21 protein-coding genes are annotated in these 22,615 nt (G+C 51.5%); 19 read left to right on the top strand and 2 right to left on the bottom strand.

The features are described from left to right. Window position 1: 1 nt before the first annotated feature. Complete coding sequence (gene spoVB / locus VF724_RS10250; protein WP_371754148.1) at window positions 2-1,573, bottom strand: stage V sporulation protein B; 1,572 nt, start codon at window positions 1,571-1,573, stop codon at window positions 2-4. 167 nt (window positions 1,574-1,740) lie between these two features. On the opposite strand from spoVB, the gene VF724_RS10245 reads away from it, so the two are divergent. From VF724_RS10245 to VF724_RS10175, 15 genes are all read left to right on the top strand, one after another. Beyond that, window positions 1,741-1,998 carry a post-transcriptional regulator gene (locus VF724_RS10245; protein WP_371754147.1) on the top strand — a complete coding sequence of 86 codons (258 nt, stop codon included), beginning with the start codon at window positions 1,741-1,743 and terminating at the stop codon, window positions 1,996-1,998. 282 nt (window positions 1,999-2,280) lie between these two features. Next, entirely contained in the window at window positions 2,281-2,808 is a 528-nt protein-coding gene (locus tag VF724_RS10240; RefSeq protein ID WP_371754146.1) for a sulfocyanin-like copper-binding protein, read from the top strand. Window positions 2,809-2,829: 21 nt separating this feature from the next. Further along, window positions 2,830-3,465, top strand: coding sequence for a hypothetical protein (locus VF724_RS10235; protein ID WP_371754145.1), 636 nt, complete (start codon window positions 2,830-2,832; stop codon window positions 3,463-3,465). A gap of 22 nt (window positions 3,466-3,487) precedes the next feature. Next, window positions 3,488-4,336 (top strand): cytochrome c oxidase subunit II, encoded by an 849-nt coding sequence (locus VF724_RS10230; RefSeq protein ID WP_371754144.1) that lies wholly within the window; start codon window positions 3,488-3,490, stop codon window positions 4,334-4,336. Between the two features lie 54 nt (window positions 4,337-4,390). After that, window positions 4,391-6,262, top strand: coding sequence for a cytochrome c oxidase subunit I (locus VF724_RS10225; protein ID WP_371754143.1), 1,872 nt, complete (start codon window positions 4,391-4,393; stop codon window positions 6,260-6,262). A gap of 32 nt (window positions 6,263-6,294) precedes the next feature. Next, entirely contained in the window at window positions 6,295-6,867 is a 573-nt protein-coding gene (locus tag VF724_RS10220; RefSeq protein ID WP_371754142.1) for a cytochrome c oxidase subunit 3, read from the top strand. Window positions 6,868-6,908: 41 nt separating this feature from the next. After that, complete coding sequence (locus VF724_RS10215; RefSeq protein ID WP_371754141.1) at window positions 6,909-7,136, top strand: hypothetical protein; 228 nt, start codon at window positions 6,909-6,911, stop codon at window positions 7,134-7,136. A gap of 99 nt (window positions 7,137-7,235) precedes the next feature. Next, window positions 7,236-8,162: a heme o synthase gene (locus VF724_RS10210; protein ID WP_371754140.1), complete on the top strand. Its 927-nt coding sequence runs from the start codon at window positions 7,236-7,238 to the stop codon at window positions 8,160-8,162. A gap of 27 nt (window positions 8,163-8,189) precedes the next feature. Further along, window positions 8,190-9,164, top strand: a complete 975-nt coding sequence (locus VF724_RS10205; protein ID WP_371754139.1) for a COX15/CtaA family protein — start codon at window positions 8,190-8,192, stop codon at window positions 9,162-9,164. Next, the gene (locus VF724_RS10200) at window positions 9,161-9,502 is read left to right on the top strand and encodes a hypothetical protein (protein ID WP_371754138.1); all 342 of its coding nucleotides are present in this window, start codon (window positions 9,161-9,163) and stop codon (window positions 9,500-9,502) included. Before VF724_RS10205 ends, VF724_RS10200 begins: the two co-directional genes overlap by 4 nt. A gap of 297 nt (window positions 9,503-9,799) precedes the next feature. Next, a complete protein-coding gene (gene secD, locus VF724_RS10195; RefSeq protein WP_371754137.1) occupies window positions 9,800-11,050 on the top strand; it encodes a protein translocase subunit SecD in 1,251 nt (416 codons plus the stop codon). Continuing rightward, a complete protein-coding gene (gene secF / locus VF724_RS10190) occupies window positions 11,040-11,960 on the top strand; it encodes a protein translocase subunit SecF (protein ID WP_371754136.1) in 921 nt (306 codons plus the stop codon). The genes secD and secF overlap by 11 nt, the downstream gene beginning before the upstream one ends. Before the next feature lie 31 nt (window positions 11,961-11,991). Further along, on the top strand, window positions 11,992-12,945 hold the full coding sequence (locus VF724_RS10185; protein ID WP_371754135.1) for a cation diffusion facilitator family transporter: 954 nt from the start codon (window positions 11,992-11,994) through the stop codon (window positions 12,943-12,945). An 11-nt stretch (window positions 12,946-12,956) separates the two neighbouring features. Further along, window positions 12,957-15,404: a single-stranded-DNA-specific exonuclease RecJ gene (gene recJ, locus VF724_RS10180; RefSeq protein ID WP_371754134.1), complete on the top strand. Its 2,448-nt coding sequence runs from the start codon at window positions 12,957-12,959 to the stop codon at window positions 15,402-15,404. Further along, window positions 15,401-15,913, top strand: a complete 513-nt coding sequence (locus VF724_RS10175; RefSeq protein WP_371754133.1) for an adenine phosphoribosyltransferase — start codon at window positions 15,401-15,403, stop codon at window positions 15,911-15,913. The genes recJ and VF724_RS10175 overlap by 4 nt, the downstream gene beginning before the upstream one ends. A 253-nt stretch (window positions 15,914-16,166) precedes the next feature. On the opposite strand, the gene VF724_RS10170 is transcribed toward VF724_RS10175, so the two are convergent. Continuing rightward, the gene (locus VF724_RS10170) at window positions 16,167-17,741 is read right to left on the bottom strand and encodes a cation:proton antiporter (RefSeq protein WP_371754132.1); all 1,575 of its coding nucleotides are present in this window, start codon (window positions 17,739-17,741) and stop codon (window positions 16,167-16,169) included. A 236-nt stretch (window positions 17,742-17,977) separates the two neighbouring features. Here VF724_RS10170 and VF724_RS10165 point away from each other — a divergent pair, with 236 nt between their 5' ends. From VF724_RS10165 to VF724_RS10150, 4 genes are all read left to right on the top strand, one after another. Further along, window positions 17,978-20,155 (top strand): RelA/SpoT family protein, encoded by a 2,178-nt coding sequence (locus VF724_RS10165; RefSeq protein WP_371754131.1) that lies wholly within the window; start codon window positions 17,978-17,980, stop codon window positions 20,153-20,155. 190 nt (window positions 20,156-20,345) lie between these two features. Then, window positions 20,346-20,786: a D-aminoacyl-tRNA deacylase gene (gene dtd / locus VF724_RS10160; protein WP_371754130.1), complete on the top strand. Its 441-nt coding sequence runs from the start codon at window positions 20,346-20,348 to the stop codon at window positions 20,784-20,786. A gap of 63 nt (window positions 20,787-20,849) precedes the next feature. Beyond that, entirely contained in the window at window positions 20,850-21,029 is a 180-nt protein-coding gene (locus VF724_RS10155) for a hypothetical protein (RefSeq protein ID WP_371754129.1), read from the top strand. A 12-nt stretch (window positions 21,030-21,041) separates the two neighbouring features. Next, the gene (locus VF724_RS10150) at window positions 21,042-22,604 is read left to right on the top strand and encodes a coproporphyrinogen III oxidase (protein ID WP_371754128.1); all 1,563 of its coding nucleotides are present in this window, start codon (window positions 21,042-21,044) and stop codon (window positions 22,602-22,604) included. Window positions 22,605-22,615: the final 11 nt, after the last annotated feature.

The following is a 22,615-nucleotide window of genomic DNA, read 5'->3' as shown; positions in this document are numbered from 1 at the left end:
ATCAAAGCCATTTGAAAATCAATTTGCCGATCCACGGAATGCGAAGCAGATCAAATTTGTCGATCAGCTTGAACCGCATCATCAAGAAGAGATACAGCAGCAGACCGCCCGAGCAGGAAGCCGCAAAACGCACGAACGACTGGGAAGTCCACGGAGAGTGCATAATCATGTAGCAGGCGGCTCCCATCAAAAGCATGCCCAGGCCGACTTTGCCGAAATCGGATGTTCGCATCGAAAAATTAAGTAATCTGGATACGCTGTTCCAATGTAACAGAGTAACCAGCACGATATTCATGCTGATGGCAAATACGGCGCCGATGATGCCGAATTGGGGTTTTGTCGCCAGCAGAACAATCAGGACCAGCTTGATGCTGGCGCCGACAAATGTATTGAGCAGCGCGGTTCCGGGACGATCAAGCGCTTGCAGGGCAGCCTGCAGCGGACCTTGAAAATAAATGAACAGCGCCACGGGGGCCATCATTTTCAACATGCCGCCGACTTCGTTGTCGTGGTAAAGAAAATAGCAGAGCGGATCGGCGAGAACAAACATGATCACGGCAAAAGGAGCTCCCGTTACCAAGGCCAGACGCAGCGATTGGTGCAAGCGCTTGTGAATCGTCCGAAAATCCTTTCTGGCGGCAGCTTCGGACAGGGATGGTATCAAGGAAATCGCCAGCGAGTAGGTAAGCGCATTGGGCAGCAGCAGAATCGGAATGACCATTCCCTGAAGAGCACCATATTGCGCGGTTGCGACGGCAGTCGCGATACCCGCTGCGGCCAAGCTTTGAATGATCATGATCGATTCAAGAAAATAGGACCCGGAACCGACCAGCTTGCTGCCGGTTACCGGAACACTGATATCCAGCAGCTGCCGGATTGCGCTGCGGGGTTTGATTGCTCCAGCGGTACGAAAACGCTCCGACCACTCGGTTAATTCCTTCGTCTTATGGATTTTGAAATGCAATAAAAGCACCAGCAGCCCGAAAAACTCGCCGAGCATGACTCCGGACATGGCGCCCGCCGCTGCGATATGGATGCCATACGGAAGCAGCCAATAGGCCAACAGCAGTGCGGTTACAGTACGGACCAACGTTTCGGCAATCTGTGAGGACGCCGTCGGAATCATATTGTGCCTTCCTTGGAAATATCCGCGATATACCGAGGAAAGCGCAACTAATATGAGAATCGGGCTCATGGCGATAAATGTGTAATGAACCCGCCGGTCCGTGAACAGATGAGTGGCGATCCATTCTCCGGACAATAGAATGCCGACAAAAAACAAGAAGCTTAAGCCCGTTGAAATCAGGAGAGCTGCGGACAAGACGACGCGAATTCGCTGTTCATCTTTGCGGGATTCCGCCTCGGCCACCAATTTGGCGACGGCTAAAGGAATGCCTCCCGTAATTAGCGTCAGCAGAACGATCAGCAGCGGGTAGCCCATTTGATAAAGCCCCACCCCTTCCGCCCCGATGATACGGGGCAGAACGATGCGGGGAACGAAACCGAGCATCCGGTTGATGATTCCGGCCGCCAGCAAGATCATAGCTCCGTGAATGAATGATTGTTTGCCCATACGATTCCTTCTCCCTGCTTGAAATTCTCATAATAATGCATATGCTTGTCTCGGGTGCTCATGCACATTTTATAGTGGATGTTTGCGCTTGGCTGGAGGATTTTAAAGGCAGCTTGTCGAATAATGAAGCTAACAGGGAAACATATGACAGGAGGCTTTGATTAACGGTGGAACAACTTGAAGAAGCGCTGTCTGAGGAAGAGCTGACGCAGTTTATGGAAGAGCTGTGCAACAGCAAAGCGGAGGAATTCATGCTTTTGGGCTATGAGAACGTTACGGGAAAGGACATTTGGGCGTTCGTCAGCGACCAATACCGGGACGGATTGCCGCAGCTGCACAGGGTCGTCAACGACATTCTTTCCCTGAAGGTTACCAAATACATGAACTGGATGACATTGAACGCATATAAAGGTATACGATTCTAAATTGAAGCTCTTTGGGGTAACGCCAACATTTTTGTTGGCGTTACCCCTGTTTATTTTTCATTTTACGCAAACATTCGACAAAGAGTGGACAAACCGAGTGCAGGGGAGGATTTTTTAGTCCGTACTACAGGAATAAACAAAAATCTCATGTCATATGATTTAACATAGTTCTATTGTCGGACACCTCGGGGGGGGGGGGGGGAGGACTGATGGAATAGCTGGGAGCTGTCCAACAAATAAAAAGTTTGTCAATATCCCACTTGGTCGGGAGGTGGACTTTGTATGAAGCAATCAAAGTTGTTGGCCTTCTTGATAGCGTGTGTTTTTTTTGTCGTTTCCGGCTGTGCCAGCCAAGCGAATTCCTCAAATTCTTCATGGTTGAAGGCAGACGCGTCAACCAAAACGGTTATGATTCAACTGATTGCGGGCTATAATGACGCGAATGATTACGATAATTTCAACGGTTACGCCAACGGGCAAATGGTCATTACGATTCCCGAAGGATACCATGTCAACATGCAATTTTCCAATCAAGGCGGCATTCCCGCCGGGGTTGGCGTATATGACTCGCAAAACCGGCTGGCCTTTCAAGGAGCGGGAGATTCCATTCAGGATATACTCGGGAATCCTACACCGGGAGTGATGCCGGGAGATACGCAAACCTATAAATTTGTAGCCGATAAACCCGGAACCTACCGAATTGCCAACTTGATCAACCGTTTTCCGCAGTTTCGTTCCACACAGCAGGATATCGGCATGTGGGTTGCCTTGAAGGTTGTGCAAAACGGCGAACCGGGCATTTCTTTTTGACTTGAAAGGAGGCCTTGAACTATGACGGATCATCCCGAAAAGCCGTCTGATGAAGACCAGGTCAATTGGAGCAGGCGGAAGTTTCTTATCGGTATGACGGGACTTGCGGTTGTGGGAATCGGAGCTTTGTTTGGTAGATCGGCTATCGCGCAGGTGGCAGAGGCAGTGACGGGGACCCCCGTTAATTCGGGAGTGATTAATGTCTATACGCGGGATTATTCCTACACTCCTTCCAGGATGACGTGGAGAGTGGGCGATCAGATCAGTATGGTGTTGACGAATAAGAGCCCGAACCGGTTTCATGAAATGATGATCGGCAGGGGCTTCGATACGACACCCAGCGAATTCGGGCCGATCAAAACGCAATTTCACGAGGATTTTTGGGATGGAGTCCATGTTATGGTTTCAGAAGCCGATGCGGTTGACAACCTGGCAACCAACAACGCCGTCGTGACCTGTAATGTCACGCCGCATCCGTGGTTGATCACAGCGCCGGGCAACGGCAATTTCAGTCCGACTTTGATGCCGGGAGGAATGATTCGTTTCGATTTCACGGTACCGAACAAACCCGGCACTTGGTATTACGGCTGCTTTGTCCAAGGATATCGGCATTACGAAGCGGGCATGCAGGGAACCTTGGTTATTCTGCCTGCTTGATTTCTTGAAGGATGTTGAACTGGTGCGGCAACAACAGTTCATTTTGAGAGGACGCGATATCATGTTGGATTATCTGGTTTTCGCAGTGCTGTGGATCATTCTGAGCTTGCTGGGAGAGTATGCCGCTTATATTGCGGGATCACATTTTTATTATTTTGTGGCCTCCACCCAAGGAGAGGACGGCCAACGGGCGGCACAGTTCATTTTGTACGTTGCCGTGCCCATTTTTATGTTTATTGTTCTGATGCTTATTTTTTCATGGCTGCGCTTTCGCAATTGGCGGCAAGAGCCGGGAAACAGCAAGATTCAAACGAAATTCAACAAAATTTATGTCAGTGTCTGGATTGCCGTCAGCCTTTTCGTCAATCTTTTTCTTTTCATCCATCCGACGGCATCCGCGCAGCAGGAATATTTTAATGATGGTATAGAGGCCAACAAGAGTTCCGACACGCTTGAGGTCGATATCGTGGCCCGGCAGTGGGAATGGTTTTACAGCTATCCGCAGTACGGAATTTCGCAAGCGGTGGACGACAACGGCAACGATATACTGGTGCTGCCGAAAGGAAGAGCGGTCAAATTCGTACTGCGCTCTTACGATCCGAGACACACATACAATAACCAGGTGGATGTCATCCACAGCTTTTGGATTCCCGCTTTCGGCATCAAGACGGATGTCATTCCCGGGGAAACCCGCTATGAATATATTACACCGACCGAAATCACCTCGACCGACGCAAACCCGATGGCCAGGGTACAATGCGCAGAAGTTTGCGGTCCGGGACATCCGTTTATGGAGACGCCGATGAAAGTTGTGTCTGCGGATGATTTTGCCAAGTGGATACAGAAAGAGAAGAAACTGCAGGGATCTTGATGGTCATGATAGACTGCCCGAAAATCCATAGGAAATTGGAAGGAGGATCTCAATATGAGCAGGATTCCCGTTGCAGACCTGCCGCTTTTATCCCAAGCTTCCCGTCGAATTCCTCCGGTGTTTAAAGGATTCATATGGGGTCTTGTCGGATTTCTTGCCTTAAACGCGATTGTCGCCGATATGTCTCAAGAAACCCCTCACCAGTATGTTACCCAGGTTTCCGTTGTATTCGGCTGGATAGGAGCTATGCTGGGCTGGGTATTGGGTACGGGGACGTGGGAAGCGTTCATGAAGCCGGCGTTCGGAAGGATGTCAAGCTGGCAGGAACCTTCCGGTTGGAGACGTTATTTTGGATACAGCACGAATCATAAGGTTGTTGGCATTCAATACATGGTTTCCTCGGCCGGAGGCTTTGTGATTGCCGGAATAGCGGCCATGTTGATGAGGATTCAGTTGATGGAAGACCATATGTGGCTGTTCCAATTTCCGCAGCAATATTTATCCACCGTCGGCATTCACGGAACGATCATGATGTTTTCCGTCGGTACGGTATTTATGGTGGGCGGTTTGGGAAACTATTTGATTCCGCTGATGGTGGGCTCCAACTCCAGCGCCTTTCCGAGGTTGTCGGGAATGAGCGTTTGGCTTGTGCCCTTCGGAATTTTGACCGTTGCATTCAGCCCGCTGCTGGGCGACTGGACAACCGGTTGGCGCGGTTATGAGCCGTTGGCTCAATCCGATGCCGACGGCATCATCTTCTATTATCTCGGGGTGTTTGCTTTATTGCTTTCTTCGCTGATTGTGGCATTGAATTTGACAGCGACGATAATCTACAAGCGAGCGCCCGGTTTAACCTGGAACCGCTTGCCCATGTATGCGTGGGGAATGCTTGCGGTCAGCCTGCTGAATATTATCTGGATTCCAGAAATCATGATGACCTTCGTGCTCGGCCTGCTCAATAAAATCGTTCCGCTGCCGTTTTTCACGGCGCTCGGCAGTCCGTTGACCTACTTGCAGTTGTTTTGGCTGTTCGGACATCCGGAGGTGTACATTGTCGTTGTTCCGGCTCTGGCTTTATGGATGGAAATCATACCGGTCATGGGAAGAAAGACGCTGTTTGCGAGACAATGGGGAATTATCGGGCTCGTCTTCGTGATGCTGTTCAGCGGCTTGGTTTGGGCCCATCATATGTTCCCGACGATGCGGAACCAGGAGATTCTTCCGTTTTCCTTCTTCACGGAAATGATCTCCGTCCCGACCGGCTTTGCTTATATGGTGGCGATCGGCACATTGTGGAAATCCAAGCTGCAGATTACGACGCCGACGATACTGGTGCTGATGAGCATGTTCAATTTCCTGATCGGCGGCTTGACGGGCTTGTTTTTGGCCGATCCGATGGTCAACATGCAGGTGCACGATACATTCTTTATCGTCGGCCATTTTCATTTTACGATTATCGGCGGAATGGTTTTCTCGTCGCTCGCCGCCTTGTATTACTATCTTCCCAAGTTTTCGGGACGCATGTATAACGAAACCTGGGGGAAATTCGGAGCCGTCTGGGTATTTCTCGCGTTTAACGCCACCTTCGCACAGTTGTTCGTGATCGGCTTAAGGGGAATGAACCGCTGGGTTCCCGTCTATCCCCAGTATTTGCAGCCGATGAACTTTGAAATTTCGATTTTTGCGATTTTGCTTGGACTCGGGTTTCTGTTCAACATCGTTTATATTCTCCGGATTTGGGTCAAAGGCCCGGTTTGCGAGGAGAATCCCTGGAAGTCCAAAACGTTGGAATGGCAAACCGCTTCGCCGCCGGCGGAGCACAGCTTCGCATCCGTGCCGAGGGTCGTGTCCGGCTTTTACGATTACAGCGACGACTGTAAATCTCCCTCAGCGCCGCAAGGCAAAATCGGAATCGCTGACACGTGATCTTGCGTTATGAAAATTAAGGGGTGGTTGAAATGGATCATTTGCACGAGGGCGTTCAATCAGCCTCGGGGGAATTGTCCCCGATGGAACTCAAAAAAATGCGCGGAAGTTTGATTCTAGTGCTGTTCAGCTTGGCTATCCCCCTGTTTGTGCTGATCGATGTCCGGGTTTTGATGGTGGGGGCATATGTTTCTCCGGAGGCTAATCAAATCATCGGCTTGGTGGCGGCAGTTCTGATGCTGGTCAGCTGGGTCACTGTCGGCGAAGCCTTAAGAGGCGTGAAAGAGCGCAATTTCAAGAGGGTGCTGAGCTCGATAAGACTTTCTTTGCTGCTGGGATTCGTGTCCTGGCTGCTGATCGGAGTTCAGGTGGTCAATCATTCCGTAAATTCTTTGACGCATTACGGAGAAACGTTTTTGGTCAGCTTGGGGACGATTGATGTGTATCTTCTGTTTGGTCTTGCCGCTTTGCTCTCCGTTCGCATGAGGGTCAGAAATTTCGGAGCGGCTGTCGATCATCAATGGGGCGTTTATTCGACAGCATTATATTGGAGGTTTACGATTATCGTCTGGATTGTCATGTATGCGGTGCTGTACCTCGTATAACATGCTGCAGATCCGATGAAGCGACAAAGGAGGGATGGACATTGGAACCGTTTTGGCCGCAGCTTCCCTTTATCATTCCGAATTCGCAAGGCACTCAAATATGGTGGGATATTTTATGGTGGATCTTTCAAATCGCAGTAATGACATTTTTGATTATCATACTGACCCGTTGGGCGACCGGCATGGACCGTGACATGCAAAAAGAAATGGAGGCGCTCGAATCAGGCGCCGATTCCCATACCGACCTGCCGCCGGAAACACATGCCTAACCTGTTGTAAACAGCATATGGGCTCCCGGGCAAAAACGAGTGATGAACTGTTGGCGTGGGGGCCCTTTCCCATCTGTACCCAAAGAAGGAGGGCTGGTCATGTCTCTCGCCAAAATGCCGTTGGAAAAAATAGCGGGTTCGCACTGGCTGCCTTTGTCAAAAGCGGTTCAAACGGTAAACGGATATGCCGCCTTGACAAAGCCCCGCATCATGTTTCTTTTGCTGTTTACGCAATATTGCGCCATGATTGTCGCTGCCGGAGGACTTCCGACCCTGCATGCAACCCTGTTCGGCTTGCTCGGATTGGCGCTTTCCACGGGCGGGGCAGCGGCAATGAACATGTGGTATGACCGGGACATTGATGCGGTCATGACACGCACGGCGCAAAGGCCGATTCCTTCAGGGAGGATCCGGGCCCGCAATGCGTTCTGGTTCGGAATTGCTTTGCTGATCTTATCGATATGGGTTTTGGGTGTGTTTGTGAATCCGTTGACGGCGCTGCTGTCGTTCGCCGGGTTCATTTATTATGTCGTCGTTTATACCGTATGGCTGAAAAGGCGAACCCCCCAGAACATTGTCATTGGCGGTGGAGCGGGGGCGTTTCCCCCGTTGGTGGGATGGGCGGCGGTGACCGGTCATTTGGGCTGGACGCCCTGGATCATGTTTTTGATCGTGTTTTTATGGACGCCGCCTCACTTTTGGGCGCTTGCCTTGTATAAGCAGGGGGATTACCAGCGGGCGGGGATTCCGATGATGCCTGTAGTCGCGGGCGAGCGCAGCACAAAGCGGCAGAGCTTGGTCTATACCGGTTTGTTGGCGGCAATCTCGATCAGCTTGTATTTTACCGGCAGGGTCGGTATTGATTATTTAATCGCGGCCGTCTTATTGAACGGCATTTTCACCGTGATGGAAGTCATGCTGCTGAAGAACCAGGGTTCCGATGAGTGGGCAAGGCGCGTCTTCAAGTATTCGATCCTTTATCTGCCGATTCTGTTTATTTTTATGGTCATGAATGTACACCACTAAATTAACGTCGTATGGGGGGTCATCAGAATGGCCGAACATCTTGTTCATGCATCGGGAAGAAAAAGGCTGAGCCCGATCAAATGGTTATCTGCCGTCACCTTGACGGGACTGTTTTTGATCAATCTAATGGGGTTTGTGGACAGTGAAACGGGCTCGACCTTTGGGTGCGGCCGCGATTGGCCGCTCTGCAACGGGAAATTCGTCCCCTCAGCTTGGGATGCGCATACTTTCATTGAATTCAGCCATCGGGCTGTGGTGGGCTTTGTCACGATCCTGCTTGTCGCATTATCGGTCTGGGCCGTCCTGCGCTATCGCGGACGAAAGCATGTCAAAGCGCTGGCCGCCATTTCGCTGATCTTTGTCGGCCTGCAGGCGATGCTCGGGGCGATGGCCGTGTTCTTTGTAAATCCGCCGGCAGTTTTGGCGCTGCACTTCGGATTTTCACTGATTGCTTTCAGCGGGGTGCTGCTGATGACGATTTCCATTTGGAAGCTGGAATCTGACGATTCGTCTCTGCCAAGAAACGGGGACCGGTTCAAGCCGCTCTCCGTTTCGATCAAGCGATGGATATGGACGACGCTCGTCTATGTTTACGGGGCCGTATATTTCGGGGCTTATGTGAGCAGAACCGGAGCGGGCGACAAATTTCGCGGTTGGCCGTTTCCCCAGGAATCGTGGATGACTGCGGGTAACGCCGTCCTCTTGGACTATATTCATAGGTCGATTGCGCTCGGTTTAATCGTTCTGATGATCAACCTATACATTCGTGCTTATTTGATTCGCAAAACCAGACCGGACATCTTCCGCGGCACCCTGCTGGCGCTGCTGCTGATGCTTATGCAAGCCCTTAGCGGCGGCCTGCTGATTGCCACCCGGATCAGTCTGGATGCTTTTTTGCTGCATGTGTCGATCATGACCTTTTTATTCGGTTCGCTCAGTTATCTGGGGATTCAAACCCTGCAGACTTCCGGCTTCAAATTGAAAGGAGCTCGGACGAAATGAAAATAGCTGCTTTCATGATCGGACTGCTCGGATGCGCAATCGGCATCTATACCGCACAAATCGAACAAACGGGCGAGGTGGCCGGAATCCCCTGGATGACATACGGTCTGTCATTCATCGGCGCGGCCGGAGCCCTGTGGATTCCGGTCAAGCCGAGATGGGGCGCTTGGATTTGTTTGCTCTCGGCGGCATTGGGGGTAATCTCCGCATTGATGTTATGGGAAGGAGCGGGCAGCTTCTTCCTCGTTTCCGCGATATTGGGATTCGCCGGCGGACCGCGGCGAGCGGCGGACGGCAGGGATGGAGCTTCCGAGAATCCCACAGCTGACGATCAATAACGCGAATACCGTCCCACAACAGACGTTTGTCTTAATGAGGCGAATTTTGTCGAATACCGCTTTCCCGACCGGCGCCTTCCACCGGTTTATTCGTATGGGCTGAAGCATTCACCCGTTTGGATATCACGCCCATTAAGTAGACGTCTCCTGCTATGAACAGGACGTGCCTTCAATGGGACAGAGCCTTGCATTCCGCTTTCTCCTATCGACTCGAAGCGAATTATGTCATGAAAATTGACTCGATTTTTGAGCGTGGTTATAATAGGAATATTGAGGATGGAAGGGAGTTAAAGCAGAATGGATGTAAAAAGAATCGCGGCATTTCTGCTCATTGTGGTCATATCCTTTGGGGTGGTTGCCTGGACAAGTCCGGATCTGGTCAAGAATCTCAGACTGGGTCTTGATCTCAAGGGAGGGTTTGAGATCCTGTATGAGGCTCAGCCGATTGAACCCGGGCAAAAATTGACCCAGGACGTGCTGAGGCAGGCGGCGCAAAGCATCGCGCAACGGGTGAACCGGACCGGTGTCGAGGAACCCGAAATCACACCGGAGGGTACGGACCGGATTCGCGTCCGGATCGCCGGCGTGACCAATCCTGACGAAGTGCGCAGAATTTTGAAGAAACCTGCGGAGTTGACCTTTCGTTCCAGCGACGGCACGAAAGAACTGATCGGGAGCGATTTTGTGCAGGGCGGCGCTTCCGTGCAGTTTGAACAAGGAACGACGGTCCCGTTCATATCGATAAAATTGAAAAGCAAAGAGAAATTTTATGAAGTGACGAAACGGCTGTCTCAAAAGCCTTACCCGCAAAACACGCTGGGAATTTATCTCGATGACCAATTGCTTTCCAATCCGCAGGTGACTACGCCGATCAACAGTGCGGATGCGCGGATCACGGGTCATTTTACCTACGACGAGGCCAAAAACATCGCCGAGACAATCAATCTTGGAGCAATGCCCGTCAAATTGACCGAGAAATACATACAAAGCGTCGGGGCCACTCTCGGACAGATGTCGCTCGAGAAAACGGTCAGGGCCGGCATCATCGGGACTGTGCTGATTCTATTGTTCATGATGGGGTATTACCGGATTCCCGGGATCGTGGCCAGCATAACAATCATTCTTTATACTTGGCTGCTTATCCTGGTATTCTACTTGATGAACGCCACTTTAACCCTTCCGGGTATTGCCGCATTCGTGCTCGGCATGGGCATGGCGGTGGATGCGAATATCATTACCTATGAGCGGATCAAGGAAGAAATACGCAGCGGCAAAAGCGTTCTTTCTTCCCTGAAGGCAGGCTCCAGAAACTCCTTTAGAACGATTATGGACGCAAATATTACAACCATACTGGCGGGGGCCGTTTTGTATTTCATCGGCACCGGAGCGATTCAAGGCTTTGCTTTGACGCTGATCCTGAGCATACTGGTCAGTATTTTTACCAACGTATTTCTTTCCAGGCTGCTCCTCCATCTGCTGATACGCGGCAATATTGCCAAGAAGCCGGCGCATTTCGGAGTCAAGGAGGCGGAAATCAGTGAATTATAAAATAGATTTTGTGAAAAACCGGAATAGATTTTTTGCATTGTCGATTGCCATTACGGTATTGGGAATCCTTACGCTGCTCATCTTTAATTTGAATTACGGGGTGGATTTCAGATCCGGGACGACGCTGGACATTACGGTGGGCAAAACGATCGCCAATACAGAAGCTGAAGCGAAAGCGGACGCCGAAAAGCTTCTCTCCGGCGGAGAGATTCCGCAGCCGAAGATCGTCACGCTGGGCGGCAATAACGACCGGGTCACAGCCCGTTACGACCGGGTGCTGAACCAGGATGAGAGCGAAAAGATAATTGCCAATTTTAAATCGGCTTTCGGCAATCAGGTGACCTATGAAGAAAACACGGTGGACGTCGAGATGGCCAAAGAGCTGGCTTTTAAAGCAATGCAGGCGATCGCCTATGCCAGCATCGGAATCGTTGTCTACGTCAGCATCCGCTTTGAATGGCGCTTCGCGATTGCCGCCATCGCGGCCTTGCTTCACGATGCGTTTATCGTCATCAGCTTCTTTTCGATTCTGCGCCTGGAAGTGAATTTGCCTTTCGTGGCAGCTGTGCTGACCATAATCGGTTATTCCATTAACGATACCATCGTCATCTTTGACCGGATCCGGGAAAATCTCAGGTTTGCCAAGCTTAAGAAGTTTTCAGATCTCGCCGAAGTTGTCAACCGAAGCATTTGGCAGACGATGACCCGGTCGATTAACACCGTGCTTACGGTTCTGGTTGCCGCTGTTTGCCTGCTTATCTTCGGCAGTCCGGCGATTCGCCTGTTTTCCTTGGCGATGATCGTCGGGTTGGTCAGCGGCGCTTACTCCTCCATTTTCATTGCAAGCCCGATTTGGATATTATTAAAGAACAGGAGTCTTTCCTCCAAAAAAACCGCGGCGGCAAAATAAGGAAATACGTTTGATACAAGGAGTGGCTCGATTGACGGAACAGCGTTTTATGAAAGCCCAACGGGCTGCGTGGATCGGAGTCGTCGGGAATTTGGCCTTGGCGCTCATGAAAGGAATTGTCGGATATATCTCCAACAGTAAGGCGTTGATGGCGGACGCGGCCCATTCGGCATCGGATGTGGCCGGTTCGCTGGCTGTGCTGGTCGGTTTGCGGGCAGCCCAAATGCAGCCGGACAAAGAACATCCGTACGGTCACGGCAAAGCCGAGCCGATAGCGGCGATCGTCGTCTCGGTGATCCTGCTGTTTGTCGGCATCGAAATTTTCATCAGCTCCGTCAAATCGCTGTATTTCGGTGTCAGCGCTCCACCCGGAGGGATTGCAATCATTGCCATTATCGCATCGATTGTGGTAAAGGAGGCCTTGTTCCAATACAAGTACCGGCTGGGCAAAAAGCTTTCCAGTCAAGCGCTGGTGGCGAATGCATGGGAACATCGCTCGGATGTTTATTCATCGGTCGCGGCGCTGATCGGAGTCGGCGGTGCGGTGCTGGGCGGGATATTTGGGGTTCCCTGGCTGTACTACCTTGACCCCATTGCCGGGGTGGTTGTCTCCGCGCAAATCCTCAAAATGGGCTACGATCTGGTCAAGGAAACGGTGCATAATACATTGGATCATGTTTTGCAGATCGATGACACACAGGAGCTCTACCAGACGATCCAAACGATGCACGGCGTGATTGCCGTGGATGAACTGAGAGCGAGGGAGCACGGCCATTATGTCATTATCGACCTCAAAATCAGCGTAAATCCGCGAATCACCGTATCGGAGGGTCATGATATCGCAAAGGCGGTCAAACACAGACTGCTTACGCGATTCAGCCATGTTTCTGACGTTTTTGTCCATGTGAATCCTTATGATCCGGGGTATCCCTATAAAAACAATGTCGACCCCGATCATGATGATTTTCCGACACTGCTGCACTAGAGGAGGCGTTCATGCTTCGACCAAAAGCCAAATGGAATTTTCAGAATGACATACGGCATCAGGCAGATGTGCTTGCCGACAAACTGAATATTTCCCCTTTGCTGGCCAAACTGCTTGCCGTCCGTGGAATCTCGGACGTCTGCGAGGCTGAACAATTTCTATTCGGAGGTCATGAACAATTTCATGATCCTTTTTTGCTGAATGGCATGAAAGAAGCGGTCGAACGAATTCGCCGCGCCTTGTCATCCGGTGAAAAAATCAGAATCTACGGCGATTACGACGCCGACGGAGTCAGCGGCACATCGCTTATGTTCTATCTGCTCCGCATGCTGGGGGCGGATTTTGATTATTACATCCCGCATCGCTTGCATGAAGGTTACGGCTTGAATCCCGCCGCACTGGATGATGCCCGGCACAGGGGTGTGTCTCTGCTGATTACCGTCGATAACGGGATCAGTGCGGTTGAGGAAGTGGAATATGCGCGAAGCCTGAATATTGATGTGATCGTGACGGACCATCACGAACCGCCTGAATTGCTGCCGGACGCCTATTCCGTGATCAATCCGAAGAAGCCGGGCTGCGGATATCCTTTTAAGCATCTGGCCGGCGCGGGGGTGGCCTTCAAGCTGGCGCAAGCCCTGCTCGGCAGGCTGCCGGAGGAGCTGCTGGAGATTGCCGCGATCGGCACGGTTGCCGATTTGATGCCCTTGAACGGCGAGAACCGGATCATGGTCAAGCTGGGCTTGGAGCGTATGCGAAACAGCGGGTATAAGGGGATACGGGCATTGTGCAGAGTTTCCAATGTGGATATCGGAGTGATGAACGCAACGCACATCGGATATGCGCTTGCACCGAGAATCAATGCGGCCGGAAGACTTGAGCACGCGGCCCAAGCGGTTCAGCTGCTGACCGCCGATAACGAGCAGCAAGCGGAGCATGCGGCCGTTCATCTGGACATGCTGAATAGAGAACGGCAGCGGTTAGCCGACGAAATGACGCAGGAGGCTTTTGAGCAAATCAAGGATGGCGGTGATGCGGGCCGCAAGGTGCTTGTCGTATCCAAGGAAGGATGGAACGTCGGGATCGTCGGGATTGTCGCCTCAAAAGTGCTGGAAGAATATTACCGCCCGACACTCGTGCTGAGCATCGATCCTGACACGGGGACGGCCAAAGGCTCGGCCAGATCGATCCCGGGCTTTGACATCCGTCAGGCTCTTGCCGAATGCGGGGAGCTGCTGGATCATTACGGGGGGCATCAGGCCGCCGCAGGAATGACCCTTCCGGTTGAAAACCTTCCTCATTTGGCCTATCGATTGAACCGGATTGCCGAAGAATGGCTTTCGGAAGAGGATCTGATCCCGAATCTGTCGGCTGATTTGGAATGCCGGCTGGAGGATGTAAATCTGGAGACGATCCGGCAAATCGGCCTGCTTGAACCGTTCGGCACGGGCAATCCTTCCCCTCGCTTCGTGATGAGGGAGCTGAAGCTCAGCGAGCTGCGGACGATTGGTAAGGACGGGAAGCATTTGAAGATGACCATGCTGTCGCCGGACGGAAATAACAACGGGGCGGCCAAGGAAGCGGTGGGCTTCGGTTTTGGCGGCTTGTCTGAATTGATATCCTCGTCTTCGAATATCGATATTTTGGGCGAAATGTCGGTCAATGAATGGAATGGTATCCGCAAGCCGCAGATCATCCTGCAGGACATGCGGATTTTGCAAGTGCAGGTGTTTGACTGGAGGAATAAACGGGACGCTTCTCCGGATCGGCTCGGCTTGCTGCTCGACAAATTAAGAGGAATGCATCCGCTGTCGGGGGAACAGGCATTCATCGTGTCCGATGCAAGCAAGCTGGAGCTTCTGCCGATTCCGCTGAGATCGGGAGACGCTTCTGTCTGGTCCTTGACGCCCGACGGGAATTTTGCACCGCACAATCGTTGGGCGGAACGGATGAAACCGGAAGGCATCAAAACGGCTTTGGTCTATACGCTGCCCAATCAACTTGAGCAAATGGAAGCTGCGCTAGGGCGTTTGACGTCCTTGACCCGGATTTATGCCATATTTGCCGATGCCGATTCCGGGTTGGCTCCCATTCCCTCGAGAGAAATGTTCAAAAAGGTGTATGCCTCGATTGCCCAACAGGGCAGCTGGCCGGCCGATGACAAGAGGATGCTGGAATCGCTCGGAAGACGAACGGGATTGTCCGAATCGACGATCAGGATGATTCTGGAAATTTTTGAGGAGCTCGTTTTTATCGAACGCATAGGGGCACGTTTTCACTGCATACCCCAACCGCAAAAAAGGGATCTTGCTTCCTCGATTCGTTACAGGCAGAGTTTGCTTCGGTCGGAAGTGGAGAAGGCGCTGGTTTTTTCGACGGCTGACGAGCTGACCGAATGGTTTTTGTCCCGATTGGGGCATTCCCAAACAAACAATCTTTTGACGGAGGAGATCGTATGAATTTCAAAGAGCATATCCGCGTTGTGGAGGATTTTCCCAAGCCGGGCATCCGCTTTAAAGACATTACAACCCTGCTGAAAAACGGCGGGGCGTTTAAGGAAGTTGTCAATCAAATGGCCGAACTGTTCAAGGACAGGAAAATCGACAAAATTGCAGGTCCGGAAGCGCGCGGATTCGTCATTGGAGCGCCGCTCGCTTATGCGCTTGGAGTCGGATTTGTGCCCATCCGCAAAAGCGGCAAGCTGCCTGCGGAATATGTGGAGCAAGGCTATGAGTTGGAGTACGGGCAGGACAAGCTGGCCATGCACAAGGATGCCATCCAGCCCGGCGAAAAAATTTTGATTGCGGATGATTTATTGGCGACGGGCGGCACGATCTCGACTTGCGTCAATCTGATCAATCAGTTGCAGGGGGAAATTGTCGGCGCGGCATTTCTCATTGAATTGCTCGAATTGAACGGACGTGAAAAGCTCGGAAATACCGAGGTCTTCTCCTTGGTACAGTACTAGGAGTCTGTCCGACGTAAAATTATGAATATTTATTCATACAGTGATGGAGGGAAAGGGAATGAGCACGGAAAGTTTAAGTGGATGCTTCCGATGCAGTTTTCTTGCGTTTGCCACATGGGACAATTCAAGACAACTTGAATTTCAACAGCGGTGGAGTGCCGTCCCTTTCCCGGAAAAACTAATCATTTGAATAAAAATCCACGAAAATCAATCCGTCGGACAGACTCCTAGAGAGCGAACAGTCGAGGCGATCCTACTCGTTCCCGCTGTCCTTTTCTATCAGATCGACGATCGTTTTACGCTGTTCTTCAGCTATTGAATCGCTGATAATCTCATGCTTCGCCAACCGGTTTACAGCCTCGTGCTCGGCATACCGGGTATTTTTCCGCGCATGCTTCATCTGTTCCTCCTGAAGGCGGGGATGCTCGCTGTAGAGCTCCTCCAGCTTTCGGTACGCTTCTTCCAGCTTGCTGCGGTATTCAGCGTTGATTTTATCGTAAATGAACGGCGAAACGGTGGCTTGCCTGCGCATGTCCTCCAGCGATTGCTGTCCGGATAAATATCTTTGGATTTCGCTGAGCGTTCGTTGATAGTCCTCCCGGCCTTCTCCGGCCTTGGATAATCCCAGGGTCTTGACCAGCGGCTTCACGGTCAAGCCTTGGACCACGAGCGAGAACAGCACGACTCCGAACGACAGCAGCAGAACCTCCTCGCGTCCCTGGAACGCCGGCGGGAGACTCAGCGCCAAGGCGATCGATAGAGAGCCGCGCAGCCCGCCCCAATTAAAGACATGCATCCATTTCAACGGGATATTCCGAAGAAAGCTGAGGCTTGCATATACGGAAATGCTGCGGGCGGCCAGAACAAATATGATGGCGGCGATGATCATGCCCCATTTGCCGCCCAAATCCATGCGCGCGATTTCCAGGCCGACCATCAAAAATACGAGTGAATTGGCGATCAGCGCGGCCACGTCCCAGAATGTCCTGATGCTCAGCTTGGTGGTCGGACTCATTCCGATGCGCGCTCCGTAATTGCCGAAGATGAGCCCGGCCGCCACCACGGCGATCACGCCGGAGACATCAACCGCTTCAGCGGCAAAAAAAGCGCTGTAGAACAGCACCATCGACATGATGATCTCTAGTGGATAATCGTCATAAAAGCGGACAATTTGCGAGAACAGATAGGCCAGTCCGGCCCCGATCAGCAAGCCACCCAGCGAAGCCTTGGCAAATTCCAGCAGCCCTTCGCCCGCGCCCAGCGCGCCCGCCGCCAAATATGCCGACAAGCTGACCGATGAAATCTTGAACAGCACCACGGCAACGCCGTCATTGATCAGACTTTCTCCTTCCATGATGACTGCCAGACGAGGGGGGACCCCCATGCTTTTAAAAATCGACAGGACGCTCACGGGGTCCGTCGCAGCCATCAGCGCCGCAAAAACAAAGGCGACCGGGGGAGACATATGAAGCAAGTAAAGGGCCAAAAACCCGACGACGGCATATGAAATCAAGGTTCCGGCAAGCGCGAGTGTGAGGATGGGCTTGCGGTTTTCCAATAAATGTCCGAACGGGAGCTTCAATGTGGCTTCTCCGAGCAGAGTCGGCAGGAAAATGGAAATAATGATGAACCGGAACACTTCATCGCCGACAACCAGATCCTTCAGATTTTCCAGAGCGGGAAAGTTCACCATGCCGAGGATCGCTCCGACGACAACAAGGGCGATCGGATAAGGAATGTTGATTTTTTTGGCGATCGCCGTAATTCCCGCGGCAATGGCCAATAGGACCAAAATCAGGATAAAGGTCTGTTCCATGGAATGAGCCATATTTCCTCCTAAAATGCGATTCTGTTGTTCTTCAATCTTCATCTTCCACAAAATGCGCGATTTTGACAAGTAAAAATTTTCCTGAAAATGGATGGGACTCAGATGGATATAACACGCAAAAAAGGGTCTTTTTCATATTATATTCAATACCGCGATGATTCCTTTCGTCAATAGTTGACGAATGTCCGAAGGAAAATCATAATGATAGGAATAAGGAAAAGGGAAAGGGAGCAGCAATGGGTGTTGAGCAGCTGATCGAAAAGGCATCTGAATATTTGAAGGCCGATGATTTGAAGCGAATCCGGCAAGCATATGAGTTCGCGGATAAAGCCCATCACGGCCAATTGCGGAAATCCGGCGAGCCGTACATTCTTCATCCGCTGGCCGTAGCGGAAATCCTGGTCAACATGCATATGGACGGGACCTCGATTATTGCCGCTCTGCTTCATGATGTCGTAGAGGATACGACGGTTTCGCTCGATGCGGTGAAGGAGCATTTCGGCACCACCTGCGCAATGCTTGTCGACGGCTTGACGAAGCTGGAGAAAATCAAATTCAAAACCAAAGAAGAGCAGCAGAACGAGAACTACCGCAAAATGTTCGTTGCCATGGCGCAGGATATCCGCGTTATTCTGATCAAATTGGCCGACCGGCTGCACAATATGCGCACCCTGAAATACCAATCGGAGGAGAATCAGCGGAAGATCGCTTATGAAACGCTGGAAATTTTTTGCCCGATCGCGCATCGTCTCGGGATCTCCGCAATCAAATGGGAAATGGAAGACATCGCGCTCAGATATTTGAACCCTCAGCAGTATTACCGGATCGTCAATCTGATGCAGAAAAAAAGAGCGGAGCGCGAGCAGTACATTCTCGAGGTCATCGACAACATCAAGGAAAAAGTCAAGGAAATGGGAATCGAGGCGGACATTTCGGGCCGTCCGAAGCATATATACAGCATCTACAAAAAAATGACCGCGCGGAACAAGCAGTTTAACGAAATTTATGATTTGCTGGCGATCCGCGTGATTGTTGACAATATTAAAGACTGCTATGCGACATTGGGGATCATCCATACTTTGTGGAAGCCGATGCCGGGAAGATTTAAGGACTACATCGCCATGCCCAAGCCGAACATGTATCAATCCCTGCACACCACGGTGATCGGACCGAAGGGAGAGCCGCTGGAGGTGCAGATCCGCACCTGGGAAATGCACCAGACGTCGGAATTCGGCATCGCCGCCCATTGGGCCTACAAGGAAGGCACTGTGGTGCCGACGGGCAGCTTTGGAGAGAAAATGGGCTGGTTCCGGGAAATTCTCGAGCTGCAGCGGGAAACCAGCGATGCCAAGGAATTCATGGAATCGCTCAAAATGGACTTTTTCTCCGATCTGGTTTTCGTGTTCACCCCCAAAGGAGAGGTCATCGAATTGCCCGCGGGTTCCGTGCCGCTGGACTTTGCTTACAGGATCCATACGGAAGTCGGCAACCGCACGATCGGCGCCAAAGTCAACAGTAAAATTGTGCCTTTGGATTATAAATTGAAAACAGGCGATATCGTCGAAATCCTGACCTCCAAGCATTCGTACGGACCCAGCCAGGATTGGCTCAAAATCGCCCAGTCCTCTCAAGCCAAAAGCAAAATCAAACAGTGGTTCAAAAAGGAGAAGCGGGAGGAATATGTTGCCAAAGGCAAGGAATCGGTCGAGCGCGAGCTGAAGCGGCAGGGATTTGAACCTTCCGATTTTATGGCTGATGATAAGATGCTGGAAGTGGCTAAAAAGTTCAACTTCAACGATATCGAGGATATGCTGTCCGCCATCGGCTTTGGCGGCATAACGGCTGCGCAAATTTCCACAAGGCTCACGGATAAGGCGCGCAAAGAAGCGGAAGAAGTTCAATCGATTCAGCTCACCTCCGAAATGAAGGAAGTCAAGTCCGCACCCGAGCGGAAGAGCAGGCCGGCGCACGGCGTCAGCGTGGAGGGGGTCGACAATCTGCTGGTCCGGTTCGCCAAATGCTGCAATCCGGTGCCGGGAGACGAGATTATCGGATATATTACAAGGGGACGGGGAGTATCTGTACACAGGGCGGATTGCACGAACATTCCGCTTGGAGAAGGGGAAGAAGCGGAGCGGTTAATCCAAGTGCGCTGGGACGATATGGCGGAGGCCAACTACAGCGTGGAAATCGAAATAACCGGACACGACCGCAGGGGACTGCTGAACGAGGTGCTTCAGGCCGTATCGGAAAGCAAAACGAATATGTCCGCCGTATCCGGGCGATCCGACAAAAATAAAATGGCGTTGATTCATATGACCATTCTGATCCGCAACACCGACCATCTTCAATCCGTGGTGGATAAAATCAAACGGCTCAAGGATGTCTATTCGGTGCAGCGCATCATGCAGTAAGAAAAATGGAAAGTTTACGTCCGCCTTTGAAATCAAGTTGTTGCCACATGAGACAATTCAAGACAACTTGAATTTCAACAGCGGTGGAGTGCCATCCCTTTTTCGGAATAACGATTAAATTGAATAAATATTCATCATTTTTACTTCATCGGACAGACTCCTATAGATTGCGATTGGAGTGATAGATGCAATGAGGATCGTGGCGCAGCGAAGCAAAGAGGCGCAGGTTTCCGTTTCCGGAGAGATCGTCGGGAAAATCGGCAAGGGGCTTGTTCTGCTTGTCGGCGTCACCCACGAGGATAAGGATCGGGATGCAGATTATCTGGCCGAAAAAATCGCCAATTTGCGGATTTTTGAAGATGAAGAGGGAAAGATGAACCATTCCGTTTTGGATATCGGGGGTCAGGTTCTTTCGATCTCGCAATTTACACTTTACGGCGACTGCCGGAAAGGCAGGAGGCCGAATTTCATGAACGCTGCCGGTCCGGAGCATGCCGTACGGATTTATGAACAGTTCAACGATGCGCTCCGCCGCCGGGGCTTGAAAGTGGAAACGGGGGTATTTGGAGCAATGATGGATGTGGCTTTGACCAATTGGGGACCGGTTACCCTGATTCTGGACAGCAAATAATTCCACAGGGATTATTTTTTTTGTTCTGGAGACAATATAGCCCAAAAACGAAGGTGTGTGACAATGCATCGCTCGGGCAAAGAACAGCTGACGCTTTCTTCGCAGAATCGGCTTTTGCACAACAGTTTTCAGGAATCCTTGCACATGGATACGGAGGAACATCTTCCCGTTTTTTATTCTGAACCGGACCCCGGCGTGATAGAAGACAAGATCAGATACCGCCATTTGAAATTTTTGAAATAAAGGGGAATGGTTATGAAATTCGAGATGATCGGTGTCGCCGAACAGCTTCGGCATTCTATCGAAAATATCATGCGTTTGTTTTTCGACGAACCGGAGCTGATTTTCCGGGACGCAGCCGGCCCGCCGGAATCGGGTGACGCACTGCGGATTCAATTGAAAACCACAGGATTCAGGCCGCACGGGGAAGTCATCTCGGCCAATTCCTCCGCCGAATTGACAGACCCAGCATCCGGAAAGCTATATCAGGCTGTGCGTGAAAAAGCTCTGCCACCGGATGCCGATGACAAACAGCGCCGCAGGGAAATCCGCCTGTCGCTGAGTTACGCGCTGCTTCAAATCCTTCAGGAATGGACAGGGCTTGAGCAGCCCTGGGGCATCCTTACCGGTGTCCGGCCGACCAAATTGCTGCATCGGATGCTCGGAAGCGGCGCTTCGCAGGAAGAGGCTTTCCGGGTTCTGCGGGAGCAATATTTGATCCATGAAGAGAAAATCGCGCTCATGCGGCGGATCGTCGAACGCCAGCTGTCGGTGGTTCCAGATTTGTACGATCTTCGCCGCGAGGTCAGCATCTATATCGGGATTCCCTTTTGCCCGACCAAATGCGCATATTGCACTTTCCCGGCCTATGCGATCAACGGCAGACAAGGATCGGTGGATTCCTTCCTGGGCGGACTTCACTACGAGATGGAGGAGATCGGCCGTTGGCTGAAGCAGAACGACATGCGGATCACGACCATTTATTTCGGCGGAGGAACGCCGACCAGCATCACGTCCGAAGAAATGGACATGCTCTATGAGCGGATGTACGCATCATTCCCGCATATGGACAGGGTCAGGGAAATTACTGTAGAGGCGGGCCGTCCCGATACGATCACCGAGGATAAGCTTGACGTCCTTAAAAAATGGGGAATCGGCAGAATCAGCGTCAATCCACAGTCATATATTCAAAAAACGCTGGATGTGATCGGCAGGCATCATACGGTGGAAGAAACGCTTGAGAAATTCCGCCTGGCACGGAGGATGGGCATGAACAACATCAATATGGATCTGATTATCGGCCTGCCGGGTGAAGGGGCGGATGAGTTTGCCTATACGCTTCGCAAAACGGAGGAATTAATGCCGGAATCGCTGACGGTTCATACGCTCTCGTTCAAACGGGCTTCGGAAATGACCCGGAATAAGCATGCCGATCAATACCGGGTGGCCGGCCGGGCCGAGGCGACCGCCATGATGGGCATGGCCGCGGAATGGACGAACCGCAACGGATACTCTCCGTATTACTTGTACCGCCAGAAAAATATCTTGGGCAATTTGGAAAATGTCGGATATGCGCTACCGGGCAGGGAGAGCATCTACAACATCATCATCATGGAGGAAATGCAGACGATCATCGGCTTGGGGTGCGGCGCGTCCAGCAAATGGATCGATTCCGTCACCGGTGAAATCTCCAGATTTGCCAACCCGAAGGAACCGAGCGTGTATAATGAGCACTACAGGAAATACACGAAGGACAAAATCGAAGCGCTCGAACGGCTGTTCATGAAGAAAGGAATCCCGGTTGAAGGCGCTTTATAAATTGTAATGTG

The sequence above is a fragment of the Ferviditalea candida genome (genome assembly GCF_035282765.1).
GTDB lineage: Bacteria > Bacillota > Bacilli > Paenibacillales > KCTC-25726 > Ferviditalea > Ferviditalea candida.
Note: the sequence above shows the minus strand (reverse complement) of the source record. Positions and strands in the feature narration are given on the sequence as shown.